This is a genomic window from Kitasatospora sp. NPDC098652 (genome assembly GCF_044760155.1).
Lineage (GTDB): Bacteria > Actinomycetota > Actinomycetes > Streptomycetales > Streptomycetaceae > Kitasatospora.
This window is the reverse complement of record NZ_JBIWAQ010000011.1, coordinates 21,775-38,173: the sequence shown is the minus strand read 5'-3', so window position 1 is coordinate 38,173 and position 16,399 is coordinate 21,775. Positions and strand designations below refer to the sequence as shown.

The window sequence follows — 16,399 nt, the reverse complement described above, 5'->3', positions numbered from 1 at the left end:
TCCACCTCTGACCGACCCGGTCCACCCGGCACCACCCGACAAGGAGCCCCGATGGCAGTCCCCAAGCGCAGGACCTCGCGCAGCAACACCCGGCACCGCCGCGCCCAGTGGAAGGCGACCGGCCCGAAGCTCGTCCCGATCACCCTGAACGGTCGGGAGCTGCTCGTCCCGCAGAACCTCGTCCCGGCCTACCGCCGGGGCCTGCTCGACCCGGAGGGGAGGTGACGGCGGGCAGGAGGGCGTGAGCAGGGGCGCGCGGGGCGCAGTGGGGTGCCGACGCATCCCTCGGGGGTGCTCGGCGGGCGGTTCGGGCCGGGGGTTCGTAGGCTCGACGCATGGCGGATGCGTACGCGGGGCGGCGGGAGCGGGTGAGGGAGCACTGCAGTGCGGCCGGGGCCGACGCGGCGCTGATCACCCGGGCGGCGAACGTGCGGTACCTGACGGGCTGCGCGCCCTGCGGGGCGACCCTGCTGCTGACAAGGGACCGGGTGCTGCTGACGCTGCCGGACGACCTGCCGCCCGACGACTCGGGGGAGCACCTGATCGCCGCCGACGTCACCCAGGTGCCGGTGACGGCCGGGGCGGACACCGCCCTGGCGGCCGCCGCCACCGCGGGCCGGCTGGGGGTGCGCGCCCTCGCGGTCGAGGAGCACGACCTGACCGTCACCCGGCACCGGGCGGTCGCGGGCCTGCTGGAGGGTGGCCGGCTGGCGGACCTCGGCCAGGTGGTGGAGCGGCTGCGGGTGGTCAAGGACGAGCACGAGATCGCGGACCTGCGGATCGCCGCCGAGATCGCCGACCAGGCGCTGGGCGAGCTGCTGGAGTCGATCCTGGTCGGCCGGACCGAGCGCCACCTGGCGATGGAGCTGGAGCGCCGGATGATCGACCACGGCGCCGACCGGGCGGCCTTCCCGGTGTCGGTCGGCACCGGCAGCCACTCCGGCCAGCCGGCCCACCAGCCCACCGACCGCCGGGTGGAGGAGGGCGACTTCCTCACCGTGGTGATGGGCGCCCAGTACCGGGGTTACGGCGTCTCGACCGCCCGGACCTTCGTGATCGGCGCCGCTCCCGCACCCTGGCAGGTCGAGCTGCACCGGCTGGTCTTCCGCGCCCAGCGGGCCGGCCGGGAGGCGCTCGGCCCGGGCGTGGAGCAGTGCGTACCCGACCGGGTGGCCCGGCAGGTCCTGGAGGCGGCCGGGTACACCGAGGCCTCCCCGCACCCGGTCGGCCACGGCATCGGGCTGGAGATCCGGGAGGCGCCGCGCCTCGGTCCGTCGGACATGGGTAAACTGGACAGCCGCGTGCCGGTCACCGTCGGTCCGGGAGTCCACCTCCCGGGCAAGGGCGGGGTCCGGATCGAGGACACGCTCGTCGTGCGCCCCCTCGAGGAGGGCGGGCCCGAGCTGCTCACCATCACCACCAAGGAGCTCCTCGCCCTGTGACGGCGGCCCCCGGGCCGACGGCGGCAGGACGCGACCCTTGGTTCCTTGACAGCTATATCCAGGAGTAAGTGCGCCCGTGGCTTCCACGAACGATCTCAAGAACGGCATGGTCCTCAAGCTGGAGGGCGGCAAGCTCTGGTCCGTCGTCGAGTTCCAGCACGTCAAGCCCGGCAAGGGCCCGGCCTTCGTGCGTACGAAGCTCAAGGAGGTCCTGACGGGCAAGGTCGTCGACAAGACCTTCAACGCCGGCACCAAGGTCGAGACGGCCAACGTCGACAAGCGCGGCATGCAGTTCTCGTACAAGGACGGCGAGAACTTCGTGTTCATGGACATGGACACCTACGACCAGCTCACCATCGAGCCTGCCATCGTCGGTGACGCCGCCAACTACCTGCTGGAGGGCTTCGAGGCCCTCGTCGCGACCAACGAGGGCGCGGTGCTCTACATCGAGCTCCCGACCTCCGTCGAGCTCGAGATCGCCCACACCGAGCCGGGCGTCCAGGGCGACCGCTCCACCGGTGGCACCAAGCCGGCCACCCTGGAGACCGGTGCCGAGATCCAGGTCCCGCTCTTCGTCGTCACCGGCGAGAAGGTCAAGGTCGACACCCGCGACGGCAGCTACCTCGGCCGGGTGAAGTAAGTCCGTGTCGGCCGCACGTAGCAAGGCCCGCACCCGGGCCTTCCAGATCCTCTTCGAGGCCGACCACCGCGGGGTCGACCCGCAGCAGGTCCTCGCCGACTGGGTGGCGCGCGCCCGCGAGCCCAAGCCCGACGAGGGCACCCCGCAGGTGGGCGAGTACACCATGGAGCTGATCGAGGGGTACGTCCAGCACGCGCGTCGCATCGACGACCTGATCGAGCAGTACGCGGTGGGCTGGACCCTCGACCGGATGCCGATCGTGGACCGCAACGTCCTGCGGCTCGGCGCCTACGAGCTGATCTGGGAGGACGGCGTCCCGGACGCGGTCGTCCTGGACGAGTCCGTGGAGATCGCCAAGGAGTTCTCCACGGACGACTCCCCGGCCTTCGTCAACGGCATGCTCGCCCGCTTCCTGGAGCTGAAGCCGAGCATCCGCCGCTAGTCGGTGCAGTTCGCGGACGGCCGCAGGCCCCGGATTTCCGGGGCCTGCGGCCGTTCCGCGTTTCGGCCGGTGGGCGTAGGGTGGACCCTACTCGTCAGTAACTTCGCCGACGGCGCCGTCGGTGACCCGAAGGGCAGGCCACAGCCATGACCACCGCGACCCGCAGCGAGTTCGACCGGGGCATCGCCCTCACCAGACACCCCGAGGAGCCCGGCCGCTACGAGGCCGAGCTCGGCGCCGGCTGGCAGATCGGCGGCGGGGTCAACGGCGGGCTGCTGCTCGCGGTGGCCGGACACGCGCTGTCGCTGGAGCACGGGCAGCACCCCGACCCGGTGTCGATCAGCGGTTACTACCTGTCCGCCTCCACCCCCGGCCCGGCCACCGTCCGCACCGAGGTGCTGCGCACCGGCCGCGGGCTGTCCACCGGCACCGCCTCGCTCAGCCAGGACGGCGTCGAACGCCTGCGCGTGGTGGCCAGCCACGGCGACCTCTCGACCGCCGACGGGGAGGTGCGCACCACCGCGGCCCCGCCGCAGCTGCCGCCGCCGGACCAGTGCATCGGCGTCGAGCACGCGCCCAAGCAGCTGATCGAGCAGGCCGCCCTGCTGGAGCGCTTCGACCTGCGGCTCGACCCGGCCACCGTCGGCTGGGCGCTCGGCCAGCCCTCCGGCAACGGCCGGATCCAGGGCTGGTTCCGGCTCGCCGACGGCCGCGACCCCGACCCGCTGCTGCTCCTGCTGGTCGCCGACGCGCTCCCGCCGGTCACCTTCGACCTCGGCCTGCCCGGCTGGGCCCCGACCGTCGAGCTGACCGTCCACCTGCGGGCCAGGCCCGCCCCGGGCTGGCTGCGGGTCGTCCACTCCACCCGCAACGTGGCCGGCGGCTACTTCGAGGAGGACGCCGAGGTCTGGGACGAGTCCGGACGCCTGGTCGCCCAGTCCCGCCAACTGGCCCGGGTGCCGCGCTGAGGCCGTGACGACCCCTATTACCGGTGGTTACATTTCCGTGACACGCCGTACGTGTGTGGCGCGCGGAACTGGGGAGTAACACGGTCAGCGGCGAGCCCCGCCGCTGACCGTCACCGCTCGACGGCCCCCAGCAGATGTCAGGAGCCACCGATGACCAGCCGCAAGGGCCGCGCCCGCCGCAACTCCGACTGCACCGCCGGCCTGCGCCCCGCGCTGCGGGCGCCGCACCGGCCGCGGCAGGTCGAGGGGGCCGAGCAGGCGTTCGTCCTCGGCGTGCTCACCAGTGCCGCGGACTTCGCGCGGGCCCGGGCCTGGGGCGTGTGCGACGCCCCCGACTACGAGCGCTACCTGGCCGACACCGCCGAACTGCTGGCCGACGCGCTGGAGCGGTTCGAGACCGTCCGGGCCCGGATGTTCCACCCGCAGGACTTCGAGGAGTTCTGCCTGCTGCACGGCCTGGACCCGGCCGAGCCCGCCGCCCGCGACCGCTACCTGGTCAACCCGCCGTTGCAGACCCAGCTGCTGCCCTACCAGGGCGAGGAACTGGCCGGGGACTTCGTGCCGCGACTGGTCCGGGCCCGGGAGAACGGGCTGACGCTCTGCCACGCCGACCTGCTGCTCGACGGCGGGCTGTACGGGGGCGCGGGGGAGGCCGACGAGGAGCACGCGCGCTGGGTGCGGGCCGCCTACCAGCGCGGCGGCGAGGTGTTCCGCCGGATGCTGGTGGGCGCGGGCGCCGGGGTGTACGAGCTGCGCCTGCGGGTGGACGCGCCGGGCGGGCGGCTGGCCGCGGCGGCCCGGGTCCTGCAGTGGGAGGACGGCGTGGTGCGGATCAACGACGAGGACCTGGACCTGGTCTGCGCGGTGCTGTGCGCCGGGCTGGGGCTGGAGCTGCCGGGCGTCGCGGTGCTGCACGGCTCGCAGGGTACGGCGGCCTCCGCGGCCCGCGGTGCGGGCGCCGACGGGTCCCGCGGCGGAGCCGCTGACGACTGCTTCCTGCCGGTCGCCTGGGCCTGGTCGAGCAGCGGCCCGGACTGGGCGCCGGCCGCCCGCCCGGTGCGGCTGGACGGCGTGGCGGCGCAGCCGGGCTACAGCCTGGGCACGGTCTGCTGAGCGGGTGACCGCCCGGCACACCGCGGCGCGGCCCCCGGAAGGACCAGGGACCGCGCCGTGACGTTTCTGCTGGCCGTTGCCGGCCGAGGCCCGCCTTCCGGCGGAGCCGCTGTGGCGAGCGTCAGCTCGCGTCCTCCTCGCGCACCGCGCGGCGCGCGTCGGGGTTGAGCACGCCCCAGGAGATCAGCTGCTCGGTGAGGATCGACGGCGACTGGTCGTAGATGACGGCCAGCGTGCGCAGGTCGTCCTGGCGGATCGAGAGGACCTTGCCGTTGTAGTCGCCGCGCTGGCTCTGGATGGTCGCCGCGTAGCGCTGCAGCGGACCGGCCTTCTCGGACGGGACCTGGGTCAGTCTCTCCAGGTCGAGGACCAGGCGCGGCGGCGGCTCGGCCGCGCCACCGGGGGTGCCTCCGGGCAGCAGCTCCTGCACCGGCACGCCGTAGAACTCGGCGAGCTCGGCCAGCCGCTGCACGGTGACCGCACGGTCGCCGCGCTCGTACGAGCCGACGACGACTGCCTTCCAGCGCCCCTGGGACTTCTCCTCGACACCGTGCAGGGAGAGCCCCTGCTGAGTGCGGATCGCTCGGAGCTTGCCTCCGAGCTGCTTCGCGTAGTCGCTGGACATTGATCTCCCCGGACGAGATTGCTTCGCGTTCAGTGGTGGGTCACGGGCGTTGCCGGCGTCGTTACCGGTGGGTTCGACGCCTGTCTCGTAACTCACTGTGAGGTTACGTAGAGTAAGGTAGTTGCGTCAAGCCGAATGGGGCAGTCGTGCGAATGGCCCGCATCATCGGCGCATCCGGTGCGTGAACCCGGAGAAGCGGAATGATGGAGGTCCGTTTGCCGTGCGGCGCGCTGATAGGATGACCCGAAGCCCACGCCCGGTCGGCGAGGGCGCAATCCCAGACATCCTTTAAGGCCCGTCCAGTGAGGCGGGGAAGGAGGTCCGCTTCGGCATGACCACACACCAGGAACAGACGCCGCGACCGCCGCACCAGGTGCTGGACGGCACGGACATCGCCCGGGTCGTCACCCGGATAGCGCACGAGATCGTCGAGCGCGCCAAGGGCGCGGAGGACGTCGTGCTGCTCGGCATCCACACCAGGGGCGTCCACCTCGCCCGCCGCCTGCACGGCCGGCTGGCGCAGATCACCGGGCGCGAGATCCCGCTGGGCACCCTGGACATCACCATGTACCGGGACGACCTGCGGTTGAAGCCCGCCCGCGCCCTGGAGCACACCGAGATCCCGCCCGGCGGCATCGACGGCAAGCTGGTCATCCTCGTCGACGACGTGCTGTTCTCCGGCCGCACCATCCGCGCCGCGCTGGACGCGCTGAACGACATCGGCCGCCCGCGCGCCGTGCAGCTCGCCGTCCTGGTCGACCGCGGCCACCGCGAGCTGCCGATCCGGGCCGACTACGTGGGCAAGAACCTCCCCACCTCGCTGCGTGAGGCCGTGCAGGTCCGCCTGGCCGACACCGACGGCGTGGACGCCGTGCTGGTCGGCGACCGCGACCACACCGCCCGCAGCACGCAGGCCCTGGCCTCCCAGCCCACCGAACCGCACCTCCCGGAGTAGCCGCGTGAAGCGCCACCTCGTCTCCGCCGCCGATCTCAGCCGCGACGACGCGCTGCTGATCCTGGACACCGCCGAGGAGCTCGCCCAGCTCTCCGGCCGGGCTGTCAAGAAGCTGCCCACGCTGCGCGGCCGCACCGTCGTCAACCTCTTCTTCGAGGACTCCACCCGTACCAAGACCTCCTTCGAGGCCGCCGAGAAGCGACTGTCCGCGGACGTCATCAACTTCTCCGCCAAGGGTTCGTCGGTCTCCAAGGGCGAGAGCCTCAAGGACACCGCGCTCACCCTCCAGGCGATGGGGGCCGACGCGGTCGTCATCCGCCACCACGCCTCCGGCGCGCCGGCCCGGCTGGCCCAGTCCGACTGGCTGCACGGCAGCGTGATCAACGCCGGTGACGGCACCCACGAGCACCCCACCCAGGCCCTGCTCGACGCCTTCACCATGCGCCGCCACCTCAACGCCGGGCTCGGCAACGACCTGGCCGGGCGGCGGGTCACCATCGTCGGCGACATCCTGCACAGCCGGGTCGCCCGCTCCAACGTGCACCTGCTGACCACCCTCGGTGCCCAGGTGACCTTCGTCGCCCCGCCGACCCTGCTGCCGATCGGCATCGAGAACTGGCCCTGCGAGGTCAGCTACGACCTCGACAGCGTGCTGCCCAAGACCGACGCGCTGATGATGCTGCGGGTGCAGCGCGAGCGGATGAACGCCGCGTTCTTCCCGACCGAGCGCGAGTACAGCCGCCGCTACGGCATGAACGGCCTCCGGATGGCCCAGCTGCCCGGGCACGCCATCGTGATGCACCCCGGCCCGATGGTCCGCGGCATGGAGATCACCGCCGAGGTCGCCGACTCGCCGCGCTGCACCGTGGTCGAGCAGGTCGCCAACGGGGTCTCCGTCCGGATGGCCGTCCTGTACCTGCTGCTCGGCGGAGCCACCCTCGCCGACGCGCCCGCCGCCCGCACCGACTCCGTGGAGACCGTCCAGTGACCAGCTACCTGATCCGCAACGCCAAGATCCTGGGCGGCGCCCCGCAGGACCTCCACCTCGCCGACGGCGTCATCCAGGAGATCGGCACCGGCCTGGCGGTCGAGGCGGACATCGAGATCGACGCCACCGGCATGATCGTCCTGCCCGGCCTGGTCGACCTGCACACCCACCTGCGCGAGCCCGGCCGCGAGGACGCCGAGACGGTGCTCACCGGCACCCAGGCCGCCGCGATGGGCGGCTTCACCGCCGTGCACGCGATGGCCAACACCACCCCGGTGGCCGACACCGCGGGTGTGGTCGAGCAGGTCTGGCGACTCGGCCAGGAGGCCGGCTACTGCGACGTACAGCCGGTCGGCGCCGTCACCGTCGGCCTGGAGGGCAAGAAGCTCGCCGAGCTCGGCGCGATGCACGAGTCCGCGGCCGGCGTCCGGGTCTTCTCCGACGACGGCAAGTGCGTGGACGACGCGGTGCTGATGCGCCGGGCCCTGGAGTACGTCAAGGCCTTCGACGGCGTCGTCGCCCAGCACGCTCAGGAGCCGCGGCTGACCGAGGGCGCCCAGATGAACGAGGGCCAGGTCTCCGGCGAGCTCGGGCTCGGCGGCTGGCCGGCCGTCGCCGAGGAGTCGATCATCGCCCGCGACGTGCTGCTCGCCGCGCACGTCGGCTCCCGGCTGCACGTCTGCCACCTCTCCACGGCCGGCTCCGTCGAGATCGTCCGCTGGGCCAAGTCCAAGGGCTGGGACGTCACCGCCGAGGTGACCCCGCACCACCTGCTGCTCACCGACGAGCTGGTCCGCTCCTACGACCCGGTGTACAAGGTGAACCCGCCGCTGCGCACCGCCGAGGACGTCCAGGCGCTGCGCAAGGCGCTGGCCGACGGCACCATCGACGCCGTCGCCACCGACCACGCGCCGCACCCGGCCGAGGACAAGGACTGCGAGTGGGCCGTGGCCGCGATGGGCATGGTCGGCCTGGAGACCGCGCTGTCGGTCGTCCAGCAGACCATGGTCGACACCGGCCTGCTGAACTGGGAGGGCGTCGCCGACCGGATGTCGCACCGCCCGGCCCGGATCGGCCGGCTCACCGGACACGGTCGGCCGATCTCGGTGGGTGAGCCCGCGAACCTGGTGCTCTTCGATCCCGCGTACCGTGGGGCCGTGAACCCCGAGAGCTTCGCCACCCGCAGCCGCAACACCCCCTACAAGGGCATGGACCTGCCCGGACGGGTGCACGCCACCTTCCTGCGCGGCCGCGCCACCGTGCTGGCCGGCGAGCTGGCCGAGCAGGGCGGCCTGGCGTGACCGGCTACGTCACGCTGGCCAGGGAGCAGGCCAGGGTCACCGACTGGCCGGGCTACATCGGCTGGTCGGTCGGGCTGCTGGTGATCATCGGCCTGATCTACTGGCTGATGCGCCAGGGCTGGAACTGGCGCCGCACCCTGCAGTCCGGGATCCCGCCGCTGCCCGCCGTGCCGGCCCGCGCCGGACGCACCATCCTGGAGACCAGCGGCCGGTACCACGGCACCACCACCGCCGGGAACTGGCTCGACCGGGTCGTCGCGCACGGCCTGGGCACCCGCAGCCGGGCCGACCTCACCCTCGGCACGGACGGGCTGCTGGTGCAGCGCCCCGGCGACGTCGACTACTGGATCCCGGCCGAGCAGCTCACCGGTGCCCGGACGGACTCCGGGATCGCCGGCAAGGTCGTCCCCTCCGGACTGCTGGTCGTCACCTGGGCCCACGAGGGCACCGAGCTGGACTCCGGCTTCCGGGCCGACCACCCCGACGAGCACGCCGCCTGGGTCGAGGCGATCAACGAGCTCGCAACACGTACCACGAAGACGAAGAAGACGGAAGAGGCCGCGCAATGACCGCACCTGCCCCCACCACGCAGCGCCAACGGCGGGAGCGCATCCCGGCCGTGCTCGTCCTGGAGGACGGCCGGACCTTCCGCGGCCAGGCCTACGGCGCGACCGGCGAGACCTTCGGCGAGGCGGTCTTCAACACCGGCATGTCCGGCTACCAGGAGACCCTCACCGACCCGTCGTACCACCGCCAGGTGGTCGTGATGACCGCGCCGCAGATCGGCAACACCGGCTGGAACGACGAGGACGACGAGTCCAAGCAGATCTGGGTCGCCGGCTACGTCGTGCGCGACCCCGCCCGGGTGGCCTCCAACTGGCGCTCCCGCCGCTCGCTGGACGAGGAGCTGAACCGCCAGGGCGTCGTCGGCATCAGCGGCATCGACACCCGCGCGCTGACCCGCCACCTGCGCGAGCGCGGCGCGATGCGCTGCGGCATCTTCTCCGGCGAGGCGCTGGCCGACCCGGCCGCCCTGCTCGCCCGGGTGCAGCAGTCGCCCGAGATGAAGGGCGCCGACCTGTGCGCCGAGGTCGCCACCACCGAGCCGTACATCGTGCCCGCCGTCGGTGAGAAGAAGTTCACCGTCGCCGCGCTGGACCTCGGCATCAAGGCGATGACCCCGCAGCGGATGGCCGAGCGCGGCATCGAGGTGCACGTGCTGCCCGCCAACTCCACCCTGGAGGACGTCTACGCGGTCAACCCGGACGGCGTCTTCTTCTCCAACGGCCCGGGCGACCCGGCCACCGCCGACCACCAGGTCGCCGTCGCGCAGGGCGTGCTGGAGCGCAGGACCCCGTTCTTCGGGATCTGCTTCGGCAACCAGATCCTCGGCCGCGCCCTCGGCTTCGGCACCTACAAGCTCAAGTACGGCCACCGCGGCATCAACCAGCCGGTGCAGGACCGCACCACCGGCAAGGTCGAGGTGACCGCCCACAACCACGGCTTCGCCGTGAACGCGCCGCTGGACAAGGTGAGCGACACCCCCTACGGGCGGGTCGAGGTCTCCCACGTCTGCCTCAACGACGACGTGGTCGAGGGCCTGCAGGCACTCGACGTCCCCGCCTTCAGCGTGCAGTACCACCCCGAAGCGGCCGCCGGCCCGCACGACGCCGCCTACCTGTTCGACCGCTTCGTGAAGCTCATGGAGGGCCAGCGTGCCTAAGCGCACTGACATCAAGTCCGTCCTGGTGATCGGCTCCGGCCCGATCGTCATCGGCCAGGCCGCCGAGTTCGACTACTCGGGCACCCAGGCCTGCCGCGTCCTCAAGGCCGAGGGCCTGCGGGTCGTGCTGGTCAACTCCAACCCGGCCACGATCATGACCGACCCGGAGATCGCCGACGCCACCTACGTCGAGCCGATCACCCCGGACTTCGTCGAGAAGATCATCGCCAAGGAGCGCCCCGACGCGCTGCTGCCGACCCTGGGCGGCCAGACCGCGCTCAACACCGCGATCTCGCTGCACAGCGCCGGCACGCTGGAGAAGTACGGCGTCGAGCTGATCGGCGCCGACGTCGTGGCGATCAACAAGGGCGAGGACCGCGAGCTGTTCAAGGGCGTGGTCGAGGCCGTCAAGGCCAAGATCGGCCACGGCGAGTCCGCCCGCTCCGTCATCTGCCACACCATGGACGAGGTGCTGGCCGGCGTCGACACGCTCGGCGGCTACCCGGTCGTGGTGCGCCCCTCCTTCACCATGGGCGGCGCCGGCTCCGGCTTCGCCCACAACGAGGAGGACCTGCGCCGGATCGCCGGCCAGGGCCTGGCCCTCTCGCCGACCACCGAGGTGCTCCTGGAGGAGTCCATCCTCGGCTGGAAGGAGTACGAGCTGGAGCTGATGCGCGACAAGAACGACAACGTCGTGGTCGTCTGCTCCATCGAGAACTTCGACCCGATGGGCGTGCACACCGGTGACTCGATCACCGTCGCCCCGGCGATGACCCTCACCGACCGCGAGTACCAGATCCTGCGCGACATCGGCATCGCCGTGATCCGCGAGGTCGGCGTCGACACCGGCGGCTGCAACATCCAGTTCGCCGTCAACCCCGTCGACGGCCGGGTCATCGTCATCGAGATGAACCCGCGCGTCTCCCGCTCCTCGGCGCTCGCCTCCAAGGCCACCGGCTTCCCGATCGCCAAGATCGCCGCCAAGCTGGCCGTCGGCTACACCCTGGACGAGATCCCCAACGACATCACCGAGCAGACCCCGGCCTCCTTCGAGCCGACCCTCGACTACGTCGTGGTCAAGGTCCCGCGGTTCGCGTTCGAGAAGTTCCCGAGCGCCGACGCCACGCTGACCACCACCATGAAGTCGGTCGGCGAGGCCATGGCCATGGGCCGCAACTTCCCCGAGGCGCTCCAGAAGGCGCTGCGCTCGCTGGAGAAGAAGGGCTCCCAGTTCAGCTGGACCGGCCCGCTCGGCGACAAGGCCGAGCTGCTGACCAAGGCCACCGTGCCGACCGACGGCCGGATCAACACCGTGATGGACGCCATCCGGGCCGGCGCCACCCCCGAGGAGGTCTTCGAGTACACGAAGATCGACCCGTGGTTCGTCGACCAGCTCTTCCTGCTGGACGAGATCGCCGGCGAGCTGGCCGAGGCCGAGGAGCTCACCCCCGAGCTGCTGCGCCACGCCAAGCGGCACGGCTTCTCCGACCAGCAGATCGGCGAGATCCGCGGCCTGCGCGCCGACGTCGTCCGCGAGGTGCGCCACGCGCTCGGCATCCGCCCGGTGTTCAAGACCGTCGACACCTGCGCCGCCGAGTTCGCCGCCAAGACCCCGTACTTCTACTCGTCCTACGACGAGGAGAGCGAGGTCGCCCCGCGCACCAAGCCGGCCGTGATCATCCTCGGCTCGGGCCCCAACCGCATCGGCCAGGGCATCGAGTTCGACTACTCCTGCGTGCACGCCTCCTTCGCGCTGGCCGAGGCCGGGTTCGAGACCGTCATGGTCAACTGCAACCCGGAGACCGTCTCCACCGACTACGACACCTCCGACCGGCTCTACTTCGAGCCGCTCACCCTGGAGGACGTGCTGGAGATCGTCCACGCCGAGCAGCAGGCCGGTCCGCTGGCCGGTGTGATCGTCCAGCTCGGCGGCCAGACCCCGCTCGGCCTGGCCCAGGCGCTCAAGGACAACGGCGTGCCGATCGTCGGCACCCAGCCCGAGGCGATCGACCTCGCCGAGGAGCGCGGCGCCTTCGGCCGCGTGCTGCGCGACGCCGGGCTGCCCGCCCCCAAGCACGGCACCGCCTTCTCCTTCGCGGAGGCCAAGGCGATCGCCGACGAGATCGGCTACCCCGTCCTCGCCCGCCCGTCCTACGTGCTCGGCGGCCGCGGCATGGAGATCGTCTACGACGAGGCCTCGCTCGCCTCCTACCTGGAGCGGCACGCCGGTCTGATCTCCGAGCACCCGGTGCTGATCGACCGCTTCCTGGACGACGCGGTGGAGATCGACGTCGACGCGCTCTACGACGGCACCGAGCTCTACCTCGGCGGCGTCATGGAGCACATCGAGGAGGCCGGCATCCACTCCGGCGACTCCGCCTGCGCGCTGCCCCCGATCACCCTCGGCGGCTACGACATCAAGCGCCTGCGCACCTCCACCGAGGCCATCGCGCGCGGGGTCGGCGTCCGCGGCCTGATCAACATCCAGTTCGCGCTGGCCGGGGACATCCTCTACGTGCTGGAGGCCAACCCGCGCGCCTCCCGGACCGTCCCGTTCACCTCCAAGGCGACCGCGGTGCCGCTGGCCAAGGCCGCCGCCCGGATCTCGCTCGGCGCCACCATCGCCGAGCTGCGCGCCGAGGGCATGCTCCCGACCGAGGGCGACGGCGGCACGCTGCCGGCCGACGCGCCGATCGCGGTCAAGGAGGCCGTGATGCCGTGGAGCCGCTTCCGCGACATCCACGGCCGCGGCGTGGACACCGTGCTCGGCCCGGAGATGCGCTCGACCGGTGAGGTCATGGGCATCGACAAGGTCTTCGGCACCGCCTACGCCAAGGCCCAGGCCGGTGCCTACGGCGCCCTGCCGACCAAGGGCAAGGTCTTCGTCTCGGTCGCCAACCGGGACAAGCGCAACCTGGTCTTCCCGGCCCGGGCGCTGGTCGGCCTCGGCTTCGAGGTGCTCGCCACCGCCGGCACCGCCGAGGTGCTCCAGCGCGGCGGCATCCCGTCCACGCTGGTGCGCAAGCACAGCGAGGGCGAGGGCCCGAACGGCGAGAAGACCATCGTCCAGCTGATCCACGACGGCGAGGTCGACCTGATCATCAACACGCCGTACGGCACCGGCGGGCGCCTGGACGGCTACGAGATCCGGACCGCGGCGGTCTCCCGCGGGGTGCCCTGCCTGACCACCGTCCAGGCGATGGGCGCGGCCGTCCAGGGCATGGACGCGCTGCTGCGCGACGAGGTCGGAGTGATGTCGCTCCAGGAGCACGCCGAGCTGATCAACGCCGGCCGCAAGTAGCACCACCGCAGTGGGGGGCACCGGAGCCGGATTGGTGCCCCCCACTCGCTTGCCCGAAATCCACTGCTTGCCCCGGGAGTTGACCCCGCTTTGTACAAGTTCCTGTTCGACCTCGTGTTCAAGCGGATGGACCCGGAGAAGGCCCACCACCTGGCCTTCTTCTGGATCCGCCTGGCCTCCTCCGTCCCCGGCCTGCGCACCCTGGTGCGGCTGGTGCTCGCCCCGCGCGACCGCGCGCTGCGCACCCGGGCCCTCGGCCTCGACCTGCCCGGCCCGTTCGGGCTCGCGGCCGGCTTCGACAAGAACGGCGTCGGCATCGACGGCCTGGCCATGCTCGGCTTCGACTACGTCGAGATCGGCACCATCACCGGGGAGCCCCAGCCCGGCAACCCGGCGCCCCGGCTGTTCCGCCTGGTCGAGGACCGCGCGCTGATCAACCGGATGGGCTTCAACAACCAGGGCTCGGCCCGGGTCGCCGCCCGGCTGGCCGCCCGCCCGCACACCAGCTCCACCCCGGTGATCGGCGTCAACATCGGCAAGACCAAGGTGGTCGAGGAGGCCGACGCCGTCGCCGACTACGTGAAGTCGACCGAGCGGCTGGCCAAGTACGCCGACTACCTGGTGGTCAATGTCAGCTCCCCGAACACCCCCGGGCTGCGCAACCTCCAGGCCGTCGACCACCTGCGCCCGCTGCTCGCCGCCGTGCGCGAGGCCGCCGACCGCACCACCGCGCACCACGTGCCGCTGCTGGTCAAGATCGCCCCGGACCTGGCCGACGAGGACGTCGACGCCGTCGCCGACCTCGCCCTGGAGCTGGGCCTGGACGGCATCATCGCCACCAACACCACGATCGGCCGGGACGGCCTGCTGGCCGACCCGCAGCGGGTCGAGGAGATCGGCATGGGCGGCCTGTCCGGCGCCCCCCTCAAGGCCCGCGCCCTGGAGGTGCTCCAGCGGCTGCGCGCCCGCACCGGCGGCCGGCTGACCCTGGTCTCGGTCGGCGGCGTGGAGACCGCCGAGGACGCCTGGCAGCGGATCATCCACGGCGCCGACCTGGTGCAGGGCTACAGCGCCTTCATCTACGAGGGTCCGTTCTGGTGCCGCCGGATCCACCGGGGCCTCTCCGCCCGGATCCGGGCCGCGGGCTTCCGCGACCTCGCCGCGGCCGTCGGCAGCGCCGTCCGCGGCGCCTGACCCCCCTGACCGGTCTCGCAGCAGGCCGTACCACCCCTGGAAAGGACGACATGACCCTCGCCCCGTTCGGCGCCCGGCTGCGCCAGGCCCTCGACACCCGCGGCCAGCTCTGCGTCGGCATCGACCCGCACGCCTCCCTGCTCTCCGCCTGGGGGCTCGGCGACGACCTCGCGGGGCTGGAGACGTTCAGCCGCACCGTGGTGGAGGCCCTGGCCGACCGGGTCGCGGTGCTCAAGCCGCAGGCCGCCTTCTTCGAGCGCTTCGGCAGCAAGGGCGTCGCGGTGCTGGAGAAGACCGTCGAGGAGGCCAGGGCGGCCGGTGCGCTGGTCCTGATGGACGCCAAGCGCGGCGACATCGGCTCCACCATGGCCGCCTACGCGGAGGCCTTCCTGTCGCCGGCCGGCCCGCTCTTCTCGGACGCCGTCACGGTCAGCCCGTACCTGGGCTTCGGTTCGCTGCGCCCCGCCCTCGACCTGGCCCGTGAGCAGGGCTGCGGGGTGTTCGCGCTGGCGCTCACCTCCAACCCGGAGGGCGCCGAGGTGCAGCGCGCCGTCGGGGCCGACGGCGAGCCGGTCGCGGCCTCGGTGCTGCGCCGGCTGGCGGCGGAGAACGCGGACGCCGCGCCGCTGGGCTCCTTCGGCGCGGTGGTCGGCGCGACGCTGGCCGACGCGGGCGTGGACCTGGCCATCAACGGGCCGCTGCTGGCCCCCGGGATCGGGGCCCAGGGCGCGACCATGGCGGACCTGCCGCGGGTGTTCGGCGCCTCGGTGATCAACGTGGTGCCGAGCGTCAGCCGGGACGTGCTCAAGCACGGGCCGTCGGTCCCGGCGCTGCGGGCGGCGGCGGAGCGCTTCGTCGGCGAGTTCGCGGACGCCGTCCGGTAGCCGCCGTCCGGTAGCCGCCGTCCGGTAGCCGCCGCCGGGTCGCCGCCGGCGGGTGGCCGCCGGCGGGTGGCTCGGGTGGCCAGCGGTGGGCGGCGGTGGGCGGCGGTGGGCGGCGTCAAGTGGCCGGAGCGGTCCGGCCGGTGGGGCCGCGGTAGCCGATCGGTGACCGTGCGCAGTGTCCGCAGGACGGCGGGGCGGCACCGGAGTTGACGTGAGCGCCGTCACATCGGGCCCGCCAAAGTCTCGCAATCGCGGTCATTTTGCCCCGGAAAGTCCTGGTCGGCCTTGGCTGACCAGGACTTTTCGTGTTCTTTTCCTGACGTGGCGCCGCAATCCGGGTAGTGTCCGGCGATAGGTCATCGGCGAGCCGCGAAACCCGTAGCTCCCGCAGGTCAGGGCCCTGTGGTTCCCCATTGGGCTCCCCTTGCGGACGGTGTCCTAGGTACCGAACCAGTCATAGCTCAATCCCTTCCTTCCACACCCTGAGGTGAACGGCGTGGCTCTTCCGCCCCTTACCCCTGAACAGCGCACCGCCGCGCTCGCCAAGGCCGCCGAGGCTCGCCGGGAGCGCGCCGAGGTCAAGAACCGGCTCAAGCACTCCGGCGCCTCCCTGCACGAGGTGATCAAGGCCGGCAAGAACGACAACGACGTCATCGGCAAGATGAAGGTGTCGGCCCTGCTGGAGTCCCTTCCGGGCGTCGGCAAGGTTCGTGCCAAGCAGATCATGGAGCGCCTCGGCATCAGCGAGAGCCGCCGTGTCCGCGGTCTCGGAACGAACCAGATCGCCTCCCTGGAGCGGGAGTTCGGCGGTGGCGCCGCCTGA

At 72.2% G+C, this 16,399-nt stretch carries 16 protein-coding genes; 15 read left to right on the top strand and 1 reads right to left on the bottom strand.

Features of this window, described 5'->3' with window-relative positions; translation table 11 throughout:
* Positions 1–51 precede the first annotated feature (51 nt).
* The 6 genes from rpmF (at position 52) to ACIQWA_RS23330 (ending at position 4,605) form a co-directional block, all read left to right on the top strand.
* Positions 52–225: a 50S ribosomal protein L32 gene (rpmF, locus tag ACIQWA_RS23355; RefSeq protein WP_402485323.1), complete on the top strand. Its 174-nt coding sequence runs from the start codon at positions 52–54 to the stop codon at positions 223–225.
* A 110-nt stretch (positions 226–335) separates the two neighbouring features.
* Complete coding sequence (locus ACIQWA_RS23350; RefSeq protein ID WP_360230045.1) at positions 336–1,442, top strand: aminopeptidase P family protein; 1,107 nt, start codon at positions 336–338, stop codon at positions 1,440–1,442.
* A 76-nt stretch (positions 1,443–1,518) separates the two neighbouring features.
* The gene (gene efp / locus ACIQWA_RS23345; protein ID WP_360230043.1) at positions 1,519–2,082 is read left to right on the top strand and encodes an elongation factor P; all 564 of its coding nucleotides are present in this window, start codon (positions 1,519–1,521) and stop codon (positions 2,080–2,082) included.
* A 4-nt stretch (positions 2,083–2,086) separates the two neighbouring features.
* Positions 2,087–2,524 carry a transcription antitermination factor NusB gene (gene nusB / locus ACIQWA_RS23340; RefSeq protein ID WP_350508646.1) on the top strand — a complete coding sequence of 146 codons (438 nt, stop codon included), beginning with the start codon at positions 2,087–2,089 and terminating at the stop codon, positions 2,522–2,524.
* A gap of 146 nt (positions 2,525–2,670) precedes the next feature.
* On the top strand, positions 2,671–3,492 hold the full coding sequence (locus ACIQWA_RS23335) for a thioesterase family protein (RefSeq protein WP_402485318.1): 822 nt from the start codon (positions 2,671–2,673) through the stop codon (positions 3,490–3,492).
* Between the two features lie 150 nt (positions 3,493–3,642).
* On the top strand, positions 3,643–4,605 hold the full coding sequence (locus ACIQWA_RS23330) for a hypothetical protein (RefSeq protein ID WP_402485315.1): 963 nt from the start codon (positions 3,643–3,645) through the stop codon (positions 4,603–4,605).
* Between the two features lie 121 nt (positions 4,606–4,726).
* On the opposite strand, the gene ACIQWA_RS23325 is transcribed toward ACIQWA_RS23330, so the two are convergent.
* Positions 4,727–5,230, bottom strand: coding sequence for a transcriptional regulator (locus ACIQWA_RS23325; protein ID WP_030056198.1), 504 nt, complete (start codon positions 5,228–5,230; stop codon positions 4,727–4,729).
* 331 nt (positions 5,231–5,561) lie between these two features.
* Between ACIQWA_RS23325 and pyrR the strand changes: the two genes are divergently transcribed.
* The 9 genes from pyrR to mihF all read left to right on the top strand — a co-directional run bounded on the left by pyrR (position 5,562) and on the right by mihF (position 16,399).
* Positions 5,562–6,185 (top strand): bifunctional pyr operon transcriptional regulator/uracil phosphoribosyltransferase PyrR, encoded by a 624-nt coding sequence (pyrR, locus tag ACIQWA_RS23320; protein WP_402485312.1) that lies wholly within the window; start codon positions 5,562–5,564, stop codon positions 6,183–6,185.
* A 4-nt stretch (positions 6,186–6,189) separates the two neighbouring features.
* Positions 6,190–7,173 carry an aspartate carbamoyltransferase catalytic subunit gene (locus tag ACIQWA_RS23315; protein WP_360230035.1) on the top strand — a complete coding sequence of 328 codons (984 nt, stop codon included), beginning with the start codon at positions 6,190–6,192 and terminating at the stop codon, positions 7,171–7,173.
* Positions 7,170–8,474: a dihydroorotase gene (locus tag ACIQWA_RS23310; protein ID WP_402485310.1), complete on the top strand. Its 1,305-nt coding sequence runs from the start codon at positions 7,170–7,172 to the stop codon at positions 8,472–8,474. The genes ACIQWA_RS23315 and ACIQWA_RS23310 overlap by 4 nt, the downstream gene beginning before the upstream one ends.
* A complete protein-coding gene (locus tag ACIQWA_RS23305; protein ID WP_360230031.1) occupies positions 8,471–9,043 on the top strand; it encodes a hypothetical protein in 573 nt (190 codons plus the stop codon). The genes ACIQWA_RS23310 and ACIQWA_RS23305 overlap by 4 nt, the downstream gene beginning before the upstream one ends.
* On the top strand, positions 9,040–10,197 hold the full coding sequence (gene carA / locus ACIQWA_RS23300) for a glutamine-hydrolyzing carbamoyl-phosphate synthase small subunit (RefSeq protein ID WP_360230029.1): 1,158 nt from the start codon (positions 9,040–9,042) through the stop codon (positions 10,195–10,197). The genes ACIQWA_RS23305 and carA overlap by 4 nt, the downstream gene beginning before the upstream one ends.
* Positions 10,190–13,498 (top strand): carbamoyl-phosphate synthase large subunit, encoded by a 3,309-nt coding sequence (gene carB, locus ACIQWA_RS23295; protein ID WP_402485306.1) that lies wholly within the window; start codon positions 10,190–10,192, stop codon positions 13,496–13,498. Before carA ends, carB begins: the two co-directional genes overlap by 8 nt.
* Before the next feature lie 90 nt (positions 13,499–13,588).
* Positions 13,589–14,692 carry a quinone-dependent dihydroorotate dehydrogenase gene (locus ACIQWA_RS23290; RefSeq protein WP_360230025.1) on the top strand — a complete coding sequence of 368 codons (1,104 nt, stop codon included), beginning with the start codon at positions 13,589–13,591 and terminating at the stop codon, positions 14,690–14,692.
* A gap of 50 nt (positions 14,693–14,742) precedes the next feature.
* The gene (gene pyrF / locus ACIQWA_RS23285; protein WP_402485302.1) at positions 14,743–15,576 is read left to right on the top strand and encodes an orotidine-5'-phosphate decarboxylase; all 834 of its coding nucleotides are present in this window, start codon (positions 14,743–14,745) and stop codon (positions 15,574–15,576) included.
* Positions 15,577–16,072: 496 nt separating this feature from the next.
* Complete coding sequence (mihF, locus tag ACIQWA_RS23280; RefSeq protein WP_030290269.1) at positions 16,073–16,399, top strand: integration host factor, actinobacterial type; 327 nt, start codon at positions 16,073–16,075, stop codon at positions 16,397–16,399.